The sequence below is a fragment of the Streptomyces sp. BBFR102 genome (assembly GCF_051397025.1).
GTDB lineage: Bacteria > Actinomycetota > Actinomycetes > Streptomycetales > Streptomycetaceae > Streptomyces.
The window spans coordinates 1,405,370-1,419,555 of record NZ_CP195757.1 but is presented as its reverse complement, the minus strand read 5'-3'; the positions used below and the strand labels follow the sequence as shown (position 1 = coordinate 1,419,555).

The 14,186-nt window shown below is 72.1% G+C and carries 14 protein-coding genes; 9 read left to right on the top strand and 5 right to left on the bottom strand.

Annotation, left to right across the window (positions count from 1 at the left end; all coding sequences use genetic code 11):
* Nucleotides 1-273 precede the first annotated feature (273 nt).
* The 6 genes from ACSLIC_RS06450 to ACSLIC_RS06425 all read left to right on the top strand — a co-directional run bounded on the left by ACSLIC_RS06450 (nucleotide 274) and on the right by ACSLIC_RS06425 (nucleotide 4,841).
* Nucleotides 274-711, top strand: a complete 438-nt coding sequence (locus tag ACSLIC_RS06450; RefSeq protein WP_436736718.1) for a DUF3052 domain-containing protein — start codon at nucleotides 274-276, stop codon at nucleotides 709-711.
* 206 nt (nucleotides 712-917) lie between these two features.
* Nucleotides 918-1,376 carry a peroxiredoxin gene (locus ACSLIC_RS06445; protein WP_436736717.1) on the top strand — a complete coding sequence of 153 codons (459 nt, stop codon included), beginning with the start codon at nucleotides 918-920 and terminating at the stop codon, nucleotides 1,374-1,376.
* 150 nt (nucleotides 1,377-1,526) lie between these two features.
* Nucleotides 1,527-2,102, top strand: a complete 576-nt coding sequence (locus tag ACSLIC_RS06440; protein WP_436736716.1) for a TerD family protein — start codon at nucleotides 1,527-1,529, stop codon at nucleotides 2,100-2,102.
* Between the two features lie 104 nt (nucleotides 2,103-2,206).
* A complete protein-coding gene (locus ACSLIC_RS06435) occupies nucleotides 2,207-2,782 on the top strand; it encodes a TerD family protein (protein ID WP_436736715.1) in 576 nt (191 codons plus the stop codon).
* 52 nt (nucleotides 2,783-2,834) lie between these two features.
* Complete coding sequence (locus tag ACSLIC_RS06430) at nucleotides 2,835-3,959, top strand: DUF475 domain-containing protein (protein WP_436736714.1); 1,125 nt, start codon at nucleotides 2,835-2,837, stop codon at nucleotides 3,957-3,959.
* Nucleotides 3,960-4,088: 129 nt separating this feature from the next.
* Complete coding sequence (locus tag ACSLIC_RS06425) at nucleotides 4,089-4,841, top strand: TerD family protein (protein ID WP_436736713.1); 753 nt, start codon at nucleotides 4,089-4,091, stop codon at nucleotides 4,839-4,841.
* Between the two features lie 54 nt (nucleotides 4,842-4,895).
* Here the strand turns inward: ACSLIC_RS06425 and ACSLIC_RS06420 are convergent, their stop codons facing one another.
* A complete protein-coding gene (locus tag ACSLIC_RS06420) occupies nucleotides 4,896-5,876 on the bottom strand; it encodes a TerD family protein (RefSeq protein ID WP_436736712.1) in 981 nt (326 codons plus the stop codon).
* A gap of 185 nt (nucleotides 5,877-6,061) precedes the next feature.
* Between ACSLIC_RS06420 and ACSLIC_RS06415 the strand changes: the two genes are divergently transcribed.
* From ACSLIC_RS06415 to ACSLIC_RS06405, 3 genes are all read left to right on the top strand, one after another.
* The gene (locus ACSLIC_RS06415; protein ID WP_436740293.1) at nucleotides 6,062-7,234 is read left to right on the top strand and encodes an HpcH/HpaI aldolase/citrate lyase family protein; all 1,173 of its coding nucleotides are present in this window, start codon (nucleotides 6,062-6,064) and stop codon (nucleotides 7,232-7,234) included.
* A gap of 116 nt (nucleotides 7,235-7,350) precedes the next feature.
* Complete coding sequence (locus tag ACSLIC_RS06410; RefSeq protein WP_436736711.1) at nucleotides 7,351-9,792, top strand: phosphoribosyltransferase; 2,442 nt, start codon at nucleotides 7,351-7,353, stop codon at nucleotides 9,790-9,792.
* Complete coding sequence (locus tag ACSLIC_RS06405) at nucleotides 9,789-10,607, top strand: HAD family hydrolase (RefSeq protein WP_436736710.1); 819 nt, start codon at nucleotides 9,789-9,791, stop codon at nucleotides 10,605-10,607. Before ACSLIC_RS06410 ends, ACSLIC_RS06405 begins: the two co-directional genes overlap by 4 nt.
* A gap of 77 nt (nucleotides 10,608-10,684) precedes the next feature.
* Here ACSLIC_RS06405 and ACSLIC_RS06400 read toward each other — a convergent pair whose 3' ends face one another.
* The 4 genes from ACSLIC_RS06400 to ACSLIC_RS06385 form a co-directional block, all read right to left on the bottom strand.
* Nucleotides 10,685-11,311, bottom strand: coding sequence for a DedA family protein (locus ACSLIC_RS06400; RefSeq protein WP_436736709.1), 627 nt, complete (start codon nucleotides 11,309-11,311; stop codon nucleotides 10,685-10,687).
* A gap of 190 nt (nucleotides 11,312-11,501) precedes the next feature.
* Nucleotides 11,502-11,723, bottom strand: coding sequence for an FmdB family zinc ribbon protein (locus ACSLIC_RS06395; protein WP_436736708.1), 222 nt, complete (start codon nucleotides 11,721-11,723; stop codon nucleotides 11,502-11,504).
* A 78-nt stretch (nucleotides 11,724-11,801) separates the two neighbouring features.
* Nucleotides 11,802-13,196: a hypothetical protein gene (locus ACSLIC_RS06390; RefSeq protein ID WP_436736707.1), complete on the bottom strand. Its 1,395-nt coding sequence runs from the start codon at nucleotides 13,194-13,196 to the stop codon at nucleotides 11,802-11,804.
* Between the two features lie 156 nt (nucleotides 13,197-13,352).
* A complete protein-coding gene (locus tag ACSLIC_RS06385) occupies nucleotides 13,353-14,132 on the bottom strand; it encodes a DUF4097 family beta strand repeat-containing protein (protein ID WP_436736706.1) in 780 nt (259 codons plus the stop codon).
* Nucleotides 14,133-14,186: the final 54 nt, after the last annotated feature.

The window sequence follows — 14,186 nt, the reverse complement described above, 5'->3', positions numbered from 1 at the left end:
CCGGGACGTCCGTGGATATCGCATGATCGTTCGGTCCAGGCGCCCCGCTGGGACCGCCGGGAGGGCCGCTCCGCGCGCTCGACGGTGACCGGCGGCACGGACCTGCGTAAACTCGTGGTGTCCGATGCGTCGGGACGGGATGGAACGTCACCGTTTCGGCGGTCTCGACGGCCGGGTACTTGCGCGATCCGTCGCGCCCGTGTGGACTACGGCCAATGCTTCGCGCCCGCGCGTGGCAGCAGCACTTACCGAAACATGATCAGGAGGCACACCGTGAGCGCGACCGCGGACCACGCGGAGGAGCGGACCAACCCTGCCGCGAGGCTGGGTTTCCAGCCCGAGCAGGTGGTCCAGGAGATCGGCTACGACGACGATGTCGATCAGGAGCTCCGTGAGGCCATCGAAGCCCTCATCGGCGGCGAACTCGCCGACGAGGAGTACGACGATGTGGCCGACTCCGTCATGCTCTGGTTCCGCGATGACGACGGCGATCTGACCGACGCACTGGTCGACGCCTCGCAGCTCGTCGAGGACGGCCAGCCCGTGTGGCTGCTGACCCCGAAGACGGGCCGGGACGGCTACATCGAGCCGAGCGACATCAACGAGGCCGCCCAGACGGCGGGCCTCGCCCAGACCAAGAGCATCAACGCCGGCAAGGACTGGACCGGCAGCCGTCTGGTCACGCCCAAGGGCGCCAAGTCCAAGCGCTGATCCGCTCCTGTCGCGACGTGGGAGGCGAACCACCGCCCACGAGTGTCCCGGAGCGGCTGTGCCGTCCGCCAGGCCCCCTCGGCCGTGACCGAGGGGGCCTGGCGCATTCCGGGGGAAGGCGGCGTGCGTAGGGTGGGCTCACCTTCCCCGGCCGCCTCCGGCCTGGAGGGAGACCGCTCACCGGCCCAGTGAAGGGATGCGTACCCATGGCGATCGAGGTTGGCACCAAGGCTCCGGACTTCGAGCTGAAGGACCAGCACGGCCAGACCGTGAAGCTCTCGGACTTCCACGGCGAGAAGAACGTGGTGCTCCTCTTCTACCCGTTCGCCTTCACCGGCGTGTGCACGGGTGAGCTCTGCGCGCTGCGTGAGGAGCTGCCGAAGTTCGTCAACGACGACACCCAACTGCTCGCCGTCTCGAACGACTCGCCGTTCGCGCTGCGGGTCTTCGCGGAGCAGGAGGGGCTTGAGTACCCCCTGCTGTCGGACTTCTGGCCGCACGGCGAGGCATCGCGCGCCTACGAGGTCTTCGACGAGGCGAAGGGCTGCGCGGTCCGCGGCACCTTCATCATCGACAAGGAAGGCGTCGTCCGCTGGACCGTCGTCAACGGTCTGCCCGACGCCCGCGACCTGAACGAGTACCTGAAGGCGCTGGACACGCTCTGACCGATCAGGGGTAACGGCCGGTGCGGGCGGGAACCCGTCACTAGTATCCAGACGTTCATCCGACAGCACTGAACGACGACAGCGGCGAGAGGGCCCGTGGCAACCGCCGCGTCGGGCCACCACCCCCTCGACACGCGAATGGGAGGAATCGTGGGAGTCAGCCTCAGCAAGGGCGGCAATGTCTCGCTGACCAAGGAGGCACCTGGCCTGACCGCGGTCACCATCGGTCTGGGGTGGGACGTCCGTACCACCACGGGTACCGACTTCGACCTCGACGCCAGCGCCATCCTGACGAACGCGGACGGCAAGGTCACCAGCGACCAGGGCTTCGTGTTCTTCAACAACCTCAAGAGCCCGGACGGCTCGGTCGAGCACACCGGCGACAACATCACCGGTGAGGGCGAGGGCGACGACGAGCAGATCAAGGTGAACCTGGCCACTGTCCCGGCCGACGTCACCAGAATCGTGTTCCCCGTCTCCATCTACGACGCGGAGAGCCGCCAGCAGTCCTTCGGCCAGGTGCGCAACGCGTTCATCCGCGTGGTCAACCAGGCCAACGAGCAGGAGATCGCCCGGTACGACCTCTCCGAGGACGCCTCCACGGAGACCGCCATGGTCTTCGGCGAGCTCTACCGCAACGGCGCGGAGTGGAAGTTCCGCGCCATCGGTCAGGGGTACGCCTCGGGTCTGCGCGGCATCGCGCAGGACTTCGGCGTCAACGTCTGACCCGAGCAGTCTCGCAGGCTGTTCCCGTCCGGCGCCGCACGGTTCGTGCGGCGCCGGACCTCGTCAAGAATGCGCACGCCGTAACCTCGGGGAGGAACGCGATCATGGGTGTCACGCTTGCCAAGGGGGGAAATGTCTCCCTCTCCAAGGCCGCACCGAACCTCACGCAGGTCCTTGTCGGCCTGGGCTGGGATGCCCGCTCCACCACCGGTGCCCCCTTCGATCTCGACGCGAGCGCGCTGCTCTGCGCCTCGGGCCGGGTGATGGGCGACGAGTGGTTCGTCTTCTACAACAACCTCAAGAGCCCGGACGGTTCGGTCGAGCACACCGGCGACAACCTCACGGGCGAGGGTGACGGCGACGACGAGTCCCTGCTGGTCGACCTCTCCAAGGTGCCCGCCCACTGCGAGAAGGTCGTCTTCCCGGTCTCGATCCATGAGGCGGACGTCAGGGGCCAGACGTTCGGGCAGGTGAGCAACGCGTTCATCCGCGTGGTCAACCAGGCGGACGGACAGGAGCTCGCCCGCTACGACCTCAGCGAGGACGCCTCCACGGAGACGGCGATGATCTTCGGCGAGCTGTACCGGTACGGGGGCGAGTGGAAGTTCAGGGCGGTCGGGCAGGGGTACGCGTCCGGTCTGCGCGGGATCGCTCTAGACTTCGGGGTCAGCGTCTCCTAGAGCCGGGTGCGGACGGGGGAGCCTCGTAGTACATACAGGGATTGGGTATCCAGTGCTTCTGAAAACCTTCGGCTGGTCCTTCGCGGTCACCGCGATCGGGCTCGCCGCAGCCGTGCTCTACGGGGGGTGGACGGGCTTCGGGGTCGTGGCGATCCTGTCCATCCTCGAGATCTCGCTGTCGTTCGACAACGCGGTGGTCAACGCCGGAATCCTGAAGAAGATGAACGCCTTCTGGCAGAAGATCTTCCTCACCATCGGCATCCTGATCGCCGTCTTCGGTATGCGGCTGGTCTTCCCTGTCGTGATCGTCGCCATCAGCGCGAAGATCGGCCCGATCGAGGCCGTCGACCTGGCGATGACCGACAAGGACCGCTACCAGGAGCTCGTCACCGACGCGCACCCGTCGATCGCCGCCTTCGGCGGCATGTTCCTGTTGATGATCTTCCTGAACTTCCTCTTCGAGGACCGGGAGATCAAGTGGCTCGCCTGGATCGAGCGTCCGATGGCCAAGCTCGGCCGCGTCGACATGCTCTCGGTCTGCATCGCCCTCATCGTCCTGCTCGTCTCGGCGATGACCTTCGCGAGCCAGGCGCACCAGCACGGCGGCACCTACGCCAACAAGGCGGAGACGGTACTGCTGGCAGGCATCGCCGGCCTCATCACGTATCTGATCGTCGGTGGTCTCTCCAGCTTCTTCGAGGACAAACTCGAAGAAGGTGAGGAACGCGAGCACGAGGCCGAGGAGGCGGCGAAGCAGCAGGGGAAGCCCGTCTCGGCCGTGAAGCTGGCCGGCAAGGCGGCGTTCTTCATGTTCCTCTACCTGGAGGTGCTCGACGCCTCCTTCTCGTTCGACGGCGTGATCGGCGCGTTCGCCATCACCAACGACATCGTGCTGATGGCGCTCGGCCTCGGTATCGGCGCCATGTACGTGCGGTCGCTCACGGTGTACCTGGTCCGCCAGGGCACCCTCGACGACTACGTGTACCTGGAGCACGGCGCCCACTACGCCATCGGCGCCCTCGCGGTGATCCTTCTCGTCACCATCCGCTTCCAGATCAGCGAGTTGATCACGGGCCTCATCGGGGTGGTGCTGATCGGCCTCTCGTTCTGGTCGTCGGTGCGCCGCAACAAGCGGCTGGCCGCCGAGGAGAAGGCTGAAATTCCCTCCGGAGCCTGACTCCGGCCGGGCCGAGGGTGTGACCGGGCCCGAACTGAGGAACGCTCCCAGCGGGGCGGTCGTCGAGACGACCTCGACGCCGCCCCGCAGGCATGGGCGGGATGAGGAATCCGAAGGTCTGGGGGTGGCATGTCCTTCTGGGACGGTCTGCTGGGTGGTCGCAACGCGGCGGCGCAGTTCGACTCGGGAAGCGTCGGCAGCAACTCGATACGCCTGACCAAACGCCAGCCACAGGTGTCCCTGGTGAAACAGGGGGCCGCCACCGGCAACCTCCGCGTCAACCTCTCCTGGCAGATGCGGCCGGCCGACTTCGGCAAGCGCTCCACCACTCCTGCGCGCGCTCTGCTCCGCCATCCCCTCAAGGCGTTTCAGCCGGAGGTCGTGCAGGCCCACACCCAGGGCGTGGTCAACGTCGACCTCGACGTCGGCTGCCTCTACGAGATGGCCGACGGCAGCAAGGGCGTGGTCCAGCCGCTCGGCGAACTCTTCGGCGACCTCAACACCGCGCCCTTCGTGAAGCTCAGCGGGGACGACCGGTTCGGCTCGGGCTCGGGCGAGACGCTCTACATCAATCTCGACCAGCGCGAGGAGATCAAGCGGCTCCTCGTCTTCGTCTACATCTACGACAAGACCCCGGCGTTCGACCGTACCCAGGCCATCGTCACCCTCTATCCGGCCACGGGTCCGCGCATCGAGATCGAGCTTGAGGAGCGGGCACCGCAGGCCAGGTCGTGCGCGGTCTTCTCGCTCGACAACCAGAAGGGCGAGCTGGTGGTGCGCCGCGAGGTCAAGTACGTCTACGGGTTCCAGTCCGAGATCGACCGGCTGTACGGCTGGGGGCTCCAGTGGGGCCGGGGATTCAAGAGCACGGGGACCCGCTGACGGACCCCGGCGCCAGGGCGCCCGCGACCGGTGCCCGCGGGCGCCCTTCGGGTGTCAGCGCCCGATGAACTGCGGTCCCTGCGGCGGCAGCCGGAACGCCCCGGCGGGCCCGCCGACCGCCTGCGGATAGCCGTAGGCGGGCTGGTGCGGCGGCGGGGTCTGCGAAGGGTGCGAGGGGGGCGGCCCGGGATGCGGGTAGCCGTATCCGGCAGCCGCGGGCTGCGGATAGCCGTAGGCGGGCTGCGGAGCAGGTGCCTGCGGGGGCAGCGGTGCCCGGGTCGCGTCCGGGTCCGGAGCCGGCGGCGGGAAGTTCGGCGGCGGCGGTACGGCCGGCTGCGCCGGGGGCTGGGGCCCGGCCGTGGTGGGCGGCAGCGGCTGCGAGGCCGGGGGCGCCGAAGCCTCGGGGGCGGCCGGGAACCCCGGAGCGTCCGGAACCGCGGCAGGCTCCGCCGCCGCGCCGGCGGCCTCCTGCGGCTCCTCCGAGTCGTCGACGGAGATCCCGAAGTCGGTGGCGAGCCCGACGAGTCCGTTGGAGTACCCCTCGCCCAGCGCCCGGAACTTCCAGCCCTCGCCCCGGCGGTACAGCTCGCCGCAGATCAGCGCCGTCTCGGCGCCGGTCTCGGGCTGCACCTCGAAGGTGGCGACGGGGGTGCCCTCGCCGGTTGCCTCCGCGCCGGAGGCGTCGTAGAGGTCGATGCGCAGGGACGGGACGCGCTCGAAGGGGAGCTCGTCGGTGGAGGCGACCAGGAGTATGCGCCGCACCTGCGGTTCCAGGCCCGTCAGGTCGGCCTGGATGGTGTCGGTCAGTCCGTCCGGCAGGCGCCGCTTGCCCAGTCGCCACACCGCGCCGGAGGGATGCCGGGGCTGGTTGTAGAAGACGAAGTCCTCGTCGGAGCGCACCCGGCCGTCGTCGGCGAGCAGGAGGGCCGACGCGTCCACGTCCGGCACGTCCGGGGCGGCCGTCCAGCAGAGAACGGCGCGGACGGCCGTCGCGTCGAGCGGGACGTTGGACCCCTTCAGCATGGCGTGCGTCATGCGGTCATCCTGCCTGTTGCGAGGTGCGGCGGACAATGCGGGGGCACGCCGGGCTCGGGGGGAGTACTGCGGCGGCGTACCCCGGTTGCCGGGAATTCACGGGGGTCGGGAACCCTGGATGTGCGCTTCTACGTACTATTACCGGCCACATGTTCGCGGCCACCCAGGCACTACAGGGGATTCATATGCGTCATTTCGGGCATCTCGCCCCTGAAACGCGGCGGCGACTCTTCCATCGGGAGCCCGCCGTCTTCACGGCCGAGTCGCCGGCCCCCATCCTGGCCACCGCGCTGGGGGCGACGCTGTACAGCCCCGCCACGCGCCTCAGCCTCGCCGACGACGTCCACAAGCAGGCCGCCCGCGGCGTCGTCTCGATGGTGCTCTGCCTGGAGGACTCGATCGCCGACGCCGACGTCCCCGGCGCCGAGGCCAACCTCGTGGCCCAGTTCACCGACCTCGCCGCCCGTGCCGAGGCGGGCGAGGCGGAGCCGCCGCTGCTCTTCATCCGGGTCCGCGACCCCGGGCAGATCCCCGACCTGGTGCGTCGCCTCGGCCCCGCCGTCCGCCTGCTCTCCGGCTTCGTCCTCCCGAAGTTCACCGAGGAGCGTGGCGTGCCCTACCTGGAGGCGCTGGCCAGCGCCGAGGCCAGCAGCGGCCACCGCCTCTTCGCCATGCCCGTCCTGGAGTCCCCCGAACTGCTCCACGTCGAGACCCGCACCGCCACGCTCACCGGGATCGCCGGCACCGTCGACAAGTACCGTGACCGGGTCCTCGCCCTGCGCCTGGGCGTCACCGACTTCTGCTCGGCCTACGGACTGCGCCGCCCGCCCGACATGACCGCCTACGACGTCCAGATCGTCGCCTCCGTCATCGCCGACGTGGTCAACGTCCTGGGCAGGGCCGACGGCACCGGCTTCACGGTCACCGGGCCGGTCTGGGAGTACTTCCGCGTCCAGGAGCGCATGTTCAAGCCGCAGCTGCGGCGCAGCCCCTTCCTGGGCCGCGCCGAGGAGCTGCGTGCCTCGCTCATCGAGCACGACATGGACGGCCTGCTCCGGGAGATCGAGCTGGACCGGGCGAACGGCCTGCTCGGCAAGACCTGTATCCACCCGTCCCACGTCCTGCCCGTCCACGCGCTCTCCGTGGTCAGCCACGAGGAGTACAGCGACGCCAAGGACATCCTGCGGCCCGAACGGGGCGGCGGCGGAGTGATGCGGTCCGCGTACACCAACAAGATGAACGAGGTGAAGCCGCACCGGGCCTGGGCGGAGCGCACCCTGCTGCGCGCCGAGGCGTTCGGCGTCGCGGCGGAGGACGTCGGATTCGTGGAGCTGCTGGGCGAGGGGCTCGCCGTCTGACCGGCCCCAGGGCTCCGTGGCAGCCACGACCGCACAAGAGGAACACGGCGCCCGACAGGCGCACTCTGGAACACGCGCCCCCGGGCGCGCCCTGATGAAGAGATGAGACGAACGACGTGGTGTGGACCGGAACCTGGGTCTCCGACCGGCTCGGTACAGAGCTGGCCGGCGACGACGAGCTGCGCGGCCTGCTCGGCCTGGCGCTGCGCCGCAACCCCAAGCGGGCGCACCTGCTCGTCTCCGGCGTCCTCGGCAAGCACGTCCCGCAGCGGCCCTCGGTCGTCCACGGCCACGGCGTCGCCCTCGGCCGCCGCGTCCGCGCGCTCCTTGGCCCCGAGCAGGCAGCCCGCGCCGTCGTCCTCGGCTACGCGGAGACCGCGACCGCACTCGGCCACGCCGTCGCCGACGGCCTGGAGTCCGCCCCCTACCTGCACTCGACACGGCGCCCGGTCGCCTCGGTGCCCAGCGTCGGCGGCTTCGAGGAGTCGCACTCGCACGCCACCTCCCACCTGCTGCTTCCCGAGGACCCCGCTTTCTTCGACCGCGGCGGGGAGACGGACCGGGGACCGCTGGTCCTGGTCGACGACGAGTTCTCCACCGGCAACACCGTCCTCAACACCCTGCGCGACCTCCACGCCCGCCACCCCCGCGACCACTACGTGATCGTGGCCCTGGTCGACATGCGGGCCCCCGGTGACGCCGACCGGCTCGCCGCCTTCGCCGAGGAGACCGGGACACGGATCGAGGTCGTCGCCCACGCACGAGGCACGGTCCGCCTTCCCGAGGACGTCCTCGCCCGCGGCCTGCGGCTGGTGGAGGAGCAGGACGGCCGCACCGCCGACGCCCCCGCGCACCCCGCGCCGGCCATCACCCCGGACCGCCTGGAACTCGGCTGGCCCGCCGGCCTGCCCGACGGAGGCCGCCACGGCTTCACCCCGGACCACCGGGCACGCCTCCGGGAGGCCCTGCCCGCGATGGCCTCCCGGATCATCGACGGGCTCGGCGGCCCCGGGCGGGCCGGGCGCGTCCTCGTGCTGGGCTTCGAAGAGCTGATGTACGCCCCCCTGGTCCTCGCGGGAGCCCTGGAGGAGGCCGGGCTCGACGTGCGGTTCTCCACCACCACGCGTTCGCCGGTGCTCGCCGTGGACGACCCCGGCTACGCCATCCGCAGCCGCCTCGCCTTCCCCGCCCACGACGACCCGGCCGACGGGCCCGGCGAGCGGTACGCGTACAACGTCGCGGGCGGCGGATTCGACACCGTCCTCGCCGTCGTCGACAGCGCCGCCGACACGCCGGCCCTGCACGCCCCCGGCGGGCTGCTCGCCCAGCTGGGCACCGCCGCGCCCCGGGTGGCCCTGGCCGTCGTCCCCGCGCACACCCCCGCACCCCGCACCCCCGACCGGCAGGAGCCCTCCGTGCTGCCCGCGCCCCTGCGTGGCCCCGCCTTCTCCTCGTACGAGCCCGACGACGTCGGCTGGCTGCTCCAGGACCTCTCCGCCGTACGGCTGGAGGCGCCCGTCGAGGAGCGCGAGGAGGCCGTCCAGCGCGGCGGGGCCCACTACGCCGAGTCCCTGCCGGTCGAGTACCAGCCGACCGAGCAGTACCAGGAGCTGTACCGGGAGGCCCTCGCCGGGTCGGCCACGCGGATCGCGCGGGCGGTCGGCACCGTCACCGAGCTGGTCCTCGCCGAGCGCTCGCCGAGGCCCGTCCTGGTGTCGCTGGCACGGGCCGGCACCCCGGTGGGCGTCCTCATGCGGCGCTGGGCCCGCCACCGGCACGGCACGGAGCTGCCGCACTACGCCGTGTCGATCGTGCGGGGCCGGGGCATCGACGCCAACGCGCTGCGCTGGCTCGCCGCACACCACGACCCGGCCGACGTGGTCTTCGTGGACGGCTGGACCGGCAAGGGCGCCATCACCCGGGAGCTGGCCGACGCCCTCGCGGAGTTCCCCGGCTTCGACCCGGAGATCGCGGTCCTCGCCGACCCCGGCTCGTGCGTGCGCACCCACGGCACCCGCGAGGACTTCCTCATCCCCTCGGCCTGCCTCAACTCCACCGTCTCCGGGCTGATATCCCGCACCGTCCTCCGCGACGACCTGGTCGGCCCGCACGACTACCACGGCGCCAAGTTCTACCGGGAGCTGGCGGGGGCCGACGTCTCGCGGGACTTCGTCGCGGCGGTCGAGGCGCGCTTCGACGAGGTGGCCGACGCCGTGGACCAGCAGGTCAAGGAGGCGGCCTCGGCCGACCGCGCCCCCACCTGGGAGGGCTGGGCGGCGGTCGAGCGGATCAGCGAGGAGCAGGGCATCCACGACGTCAACCTCGTGAAGCCGGGCGTCGGCGAGACCACCCGGGTCCTGCTGCGGCGCGTCCCCTGGAAGATCCTGGCCCGCCGGGGCGCCGGCGCCGACCTCGCCCACATACGGCTCCTCGCCCAGCAGCGGGGCGTGCCGGTGGAGGAGTGCGACGACCTCCCGTACACCTGCGTCGGCCTCATCCACCCCCGTTACACCCGGGGCGCGACCGGCGTCGACGGCAAGGCGGTGGGCAGCGCGTGACCACCCTCGTCGCCAGCGACCTCGACCGCACCCTCATCTACTCGGCCGCCGCCCTCGGTCTCACCGTCCCCGACGCCGAAGCGCCCCGCCTGCTCTGCGTCGAGGTGTACGAGGGCCGACCCCTCTCCTACCTGACGGAGACCGCCGCCGGGCTTCTCGCCGAGCTGGCCCGCGAGACGCTCTTCGTCCCCACCACCACCCGGACCAGTCAGCAGTACCGCCGCATCCGGCTGCCCGTGCCCACCCCCGGCTACGCGATCTGCGCCAACGGCGGGCACCTGCTGGTCGACGGGGTCGCCGACGAGGACTGGAACCGCTCGGTCCGCCGTCGGCTGGACACCGAGTGCGCGCCGCTGGCCGAGGTCAGCGCCCGCCTGCGGACCACGGCGGATCCCGCCTGGCTGCTCAAGGAACGCGTCGCCGAGGACCTCTTCGCCTACCTCGTCGTCGACCGGGCCGAACTGCCCGCGAGCTGGCTGAAGTCCACCGCCGCCTGGGCCGGGGAACGCGGCTGGACGGTCTCCCTCCAGGGCCGCAAGGTCTACGCCGTCCCGCGTCCGCTGACCAAGAGCGCGGCCATGCGCGAGGTGGCCCGCCGTGCCGGGGCGACAGCCGCCCTCGCCGCCGGGGACTCCCTGCTCGACGCGGACCTGCTGCTCGCCGCCGACCATGCCTGGCGCCCCGGCCACGGTGAACTGGCCGAGGAGGGCTGGACGGCGCCGGGTCTCACGGTGCTGCCCGAGCGGGGCGTCGCGGCGGGAGAGGAGATCCTGCGCCGGCTCCTCGCGGCGGCCAGGGGCGACAGCGGCAGCTGACGAACGGCTCCGGCGGGAACGGCGCCCGCCCCGGGGAAGGCCCGGGGCGGGCGCCCGTACACCTGCTGCGCAGGGGATCAGCCGCGCCGCTGGCCCCCGCCCCGCCGGAATACCCGTACCCCCAGGAAGACCAGGACACCCAGGACCGCCACCGCGAGCACGACCTTCGAGTACACCGAGACGTACTCGGTGACCGTCTCCCAGTTGTCGCCGAGCAGGTAGCCGGCCATGACGAAGAGGGTGTTCCAGATGGCGCTGCCGAGCGTGGTGAGCCCCAGGAAGATCGGCAGGGGCATGCGTTCGATCCCCGCCGGGACGGAGATGAGGCTGCGGAAGATCGGCAGCATCCGGCCGAAGAACACCGCCTTCGTCCCGTGCTTGGTGAACCACGCCTCGGTCTTCTCGATGTCGGCGACCTTCAGCAGCGGGATCTTGGCGGCGATCGCGACCGTCCGGTCCCGGCCGAGCAGCGCGCCCACCCAGTAGAGCGCCAGCGCTCCGACGACCGAACCGACCGTCGTCCAGATCAGCACCGCCACCAGGCTCATCTCACCGGTCGCCGCCGTGAATCCGGCCAGCGGCAGGATGACCTCGGAGGGGATCGGCGGGAAGAGGTTCTCCAGCGCGATGGCGATGCCCGCTCCCGGCGCGCCGAGGCTCTCCATGAGGCCGGTGATCCACTGAGGTGCGCTGCTGTCGCTCATGGCGGCCACGCTAGAGCGCCGAAGCTGAAGAGTTCCTGAAGCCCACCGAGCACCGGCCGGTCACCTCGGCATCGCCCCCGCGAGGGGACTTCCGCCCGCGCGCCGGAGTGTCGCACCGCCACGCCGCGCCGAGGGGGACGCCCTCGCGTAGGGTGCGCGCCGCGCGACGGACGGGACGGCCGTACGGGGCTCAGCCGCAGCACCCCCCGCCGCAGCAGCCGCCACCGCCGCCCGAGGGTGCCGGGGCCGGGCCCGAGGAGGCCGCCGAACCGCCCACCGCGACGGTGGACAGCAGCTTCACGGTGTCGGCGTGACCCGCCGGGCAGGCGGCCGGGGCGGAGGACTCGGCCATCGGCCGGCTGAGCTCGAAGGTGTCACCGCAACTGCGGCAGCGGTATTCGTAACGAGGCATGCGCACAGGCTAGCCGCGCGGCCGGTGCCGGGGGGGGCGCTGATCCCGTGCCCCCTTCCCGGGGGAACACGGAGCAGGTCAGCCCGCGCCGCGCTCCTCGCGTATCCGGGAGACGACCTCGGCCACGGTGGTCCGCACCGCTTCCGTCTCCGTCAGGAAGTGCCAGTAGTCCGGGTGGCGCCCCTCCAGGCCCGCCAGCGCCTGGTCCAGACGCGCCACCGAGGCGTCGAGCGGACCGGCGTGGCGCGAGTCCGGGGTGTTGCGGCCGGCCATCGCCAGGCGTTGCGCGTCCCGGATGGCGAACCGGGTCCGCTCCACCTCCTGCTGCGGGTCCGCCGCCACCTCGTCGAGCCGGCGGAGGCGGTCGCCGGCCGCCGAGACGGCCTCGTCGGTGGAGTTGAGCAGAGCCCGGACGGTCGACAGGAGCGCCGTCGCGTCCGGCCAGCGCTGCTCCTCGCGTGCCGTCCGGGCCTCCCGGAGCTTCGCCTCGGCCTGCCGGACACTCTCCGCCGCCTGCTGGGGGACCGGCTGGAGATCCTGCCAGCACGCGGCCGAGAAGCGCCGCCGCAGCTCACTGAGGACCGGCTCGACCTGACTGGCTCGGGTCGTCAGCGCCTGCGCCCTGGTCCGCAGGCTCACCAGCCGCCGGTCGATCTCGGCCGCCCGCTCGGGCAGTCGCTCCGCCTCCGCGCGGACGCCCTCCGCACCCCGCAGCACCTGGTCGGCCCGGTGCAGCGTCTCCTGGACGCCGTGCCGGCCCGCGCCCTGGTTCAGCTTGGTCAGCTCGGGGCCCAGGGCGGCCAGCCGCGCCGCCAGGTCGTCCGCGCGCAGCCCCGCCTCACGGGCGGCGTCGAGCGCCTGAGTGGCGGCGAGCAGCGCCTGGCGGGCCCGCTCGACGGCCGGGGCCAGCCGCGCCAGCTGGGTCTCCGCCCGGTCGAGCAGGGGAGCGAGGCCGCGTTGGAACCGGTCGAGCTCCTGGCGCACCCGCACCAGGTCGTCCTTGGCACGGGTCAGCTGGGTCCTGGCCTGGGTGGCGACGGCCGCCTCCAGGTCGTCGCGGTCCAGGTCGTGGGCGTCGACCGCCTCGATGTAGAAGTGGCTGACCTCGTCGATGCGCCGGCTCAGCGCGACGAACTCCTCCTGGGCCTGGCGGGCGGCGGGCGACGGGTCGACGGCCCCGATGGTCTCCAGGGAGATCCGCAGACCGCGCTGGGCGGTGTCCAGCTCGTAGAAGGCGGCCGCCGCGGCGTCCTTGGCGGCCTGGGCGTCGGCCCGCTGGCTCTCGCCGCGCCCGCCGAACCACCGTCGGGTGCCCCCGCCGGAGAACGCGGCCGGCACCGCCGCCAGCAGCAGGGGAAGCGGGAGCAGCGCCAGTGTGAGGGCGTCCAGCAGTGCGGAGCCACAGCGGGCCCCGGCCCCGGAAGGGGCCCGGCCACCTGTCGGTGTCTCCGGCTGCGAAGGTGTCGCCGTCATCCCTCTCCCGTGCTGGTTCCGCTCTGCCCGGCATCATTCTCCCACCGGTTAATGACGAACACGGGAGCCGGAAGGTTCGCACACGGGGCCGCTGGTTCTCCGCGCGGCGCCCCCGGCGCGCGCCCGCGCGCCCGGAACGGCCCGCCCGCGACGGGTTCAGCCCGCGGGCCGCACGGTGATGTTGCCGTCCTGGGCGGTGACGGAGACCACCCGGGAACTTGCCGGGTCCTCCAGCACGGAGATGTTCGTGCGGCCGTCCTGGACCTCGGTGCGCACGTCGTAGGCGGCCTCGGGGAGTTCCACGGTCACCGAGCCGTCCTCGCTGCCGGCGTCGATCCGCTCGGGCGCCCGCACCAGCGCGAGCACCAGCGAGCCGTCCTCGGTCCGCGCCCGCACCCGGGACGAGGCGACGGAGCGGGTGGTGATCGCGCCGTCGGCGCTGCGCAGGTCGAGAGGGCCGGAGACGTCCTCGACGGTCAGCGGGGCGTCGGAACCGTGCAGCGTGAGCGGCGCGCTGAACCCCTTCGCGGTCACCGCGCCGTCCTGGGTCCGCAGGGCCACGGCGGTGTCGGCGGGCACCTCGATCCGGTGCTCGGCGTCGCAGTTCGTCACGATGCCCCCGCAGCGCACGCGCAGCTTCAGGGTGTCCCCCGCCACCGTCCACTGCGCACGCGGCGTCGAGCCCAGCAGGGCCCGCCCGCTGAACCAGCGGGTCACCCGCACCTCGTCTCCGCCCCCCGGCACCAGCTCGATCCGCGAGTCGTCGGAGTCGATGGTGAGGGTGCGCCCCGACAGGGCGAAGCTCCTGTGCTCCGGCTCCGCGCCGCCGTCGGCCGAGGCGCCCTGGGCACAGCCGGTGGTGAGCAGGGCGAGCGCCGCCGCGCCCGCGACCATCGCCGCCGGTCGGCGGGTCCGGGATGTCGTCCGTACGCTCATGAGCCACTCCTCCAGGGCGGACCACTGTCTCCGACAGGCGCCGGCGGTCCGTCC

Excerpts from the sequence above, each read along its gene's own strand:
- ACSLIC_RS06445 (WP_436736717.1), top strand. The coding sequence starts at position 918 with ATGGCGATCGAGGTTGGCACCAAGGCTCCGGACTTCGAGCTGAAGGAC.
- ACSLIC_RS06435 (WP_436736715.1), top strand. The coding sequence starts at position 2,207 with ATGGGTGTCACGCTTGCCAAGGGGGGAAATGTCTCCCTCTCCAAGGCC.
- ACSLIC_RS06425 (WP_436736713.1), top strand. The coding sequence starts at position 4,089 with ATGTCCTTCTGGGACGGTCTGCTGGGTGGTCGCAACGCGGCGGCGCAG.
- ACSLIC_RS06420 (WP_436736712.1), bottom strand. The coding sequence starts at position 5,876 with ATGACGCACGCCATGCTGAAGGGGTCCAACGTCCCGCTCGACGCGACG.
- ACSLIC_RS06415 (WP_436740293.1), top strand. The coding sequence starts at position 6,062 with ATGCGTCATTTCGGGCATCTCGCCCCTGAAACGCGGCGGCGACTCTTC.
- ACSLIC_RS06400 (WP_436736709.1), bottom strand. The coding sequence starts at position 11,311 with ATGAGCGACAGCAGCGCACCTCAGTGGATCACCGGCCTCATGGAGAGC.
- ACSLIC_RS06395 (WP_436736708.1), bottom strand. The coding sequence starts at position 11,723 with ATGCCTCGTTACGAATACCGCTGCCGCAGTTGCGGTGACACCTTCGAG.
- ACSLIC_RS06390 (WP_436736707.1), bottom strand. The coding sequence starts at position 13,196 with ATGACGGCGACACCTTCGCAGCCGGAGACACCGACAGGTGGCCGGGCC.
- ACSLIC_RS06385 (WP_436736706.1), bottom strand. The coding sequence starts at position 14,132 with ATGAGCGTACGGACGACATCCCGGACCCGCCGACCGGCGGCGATGGTC.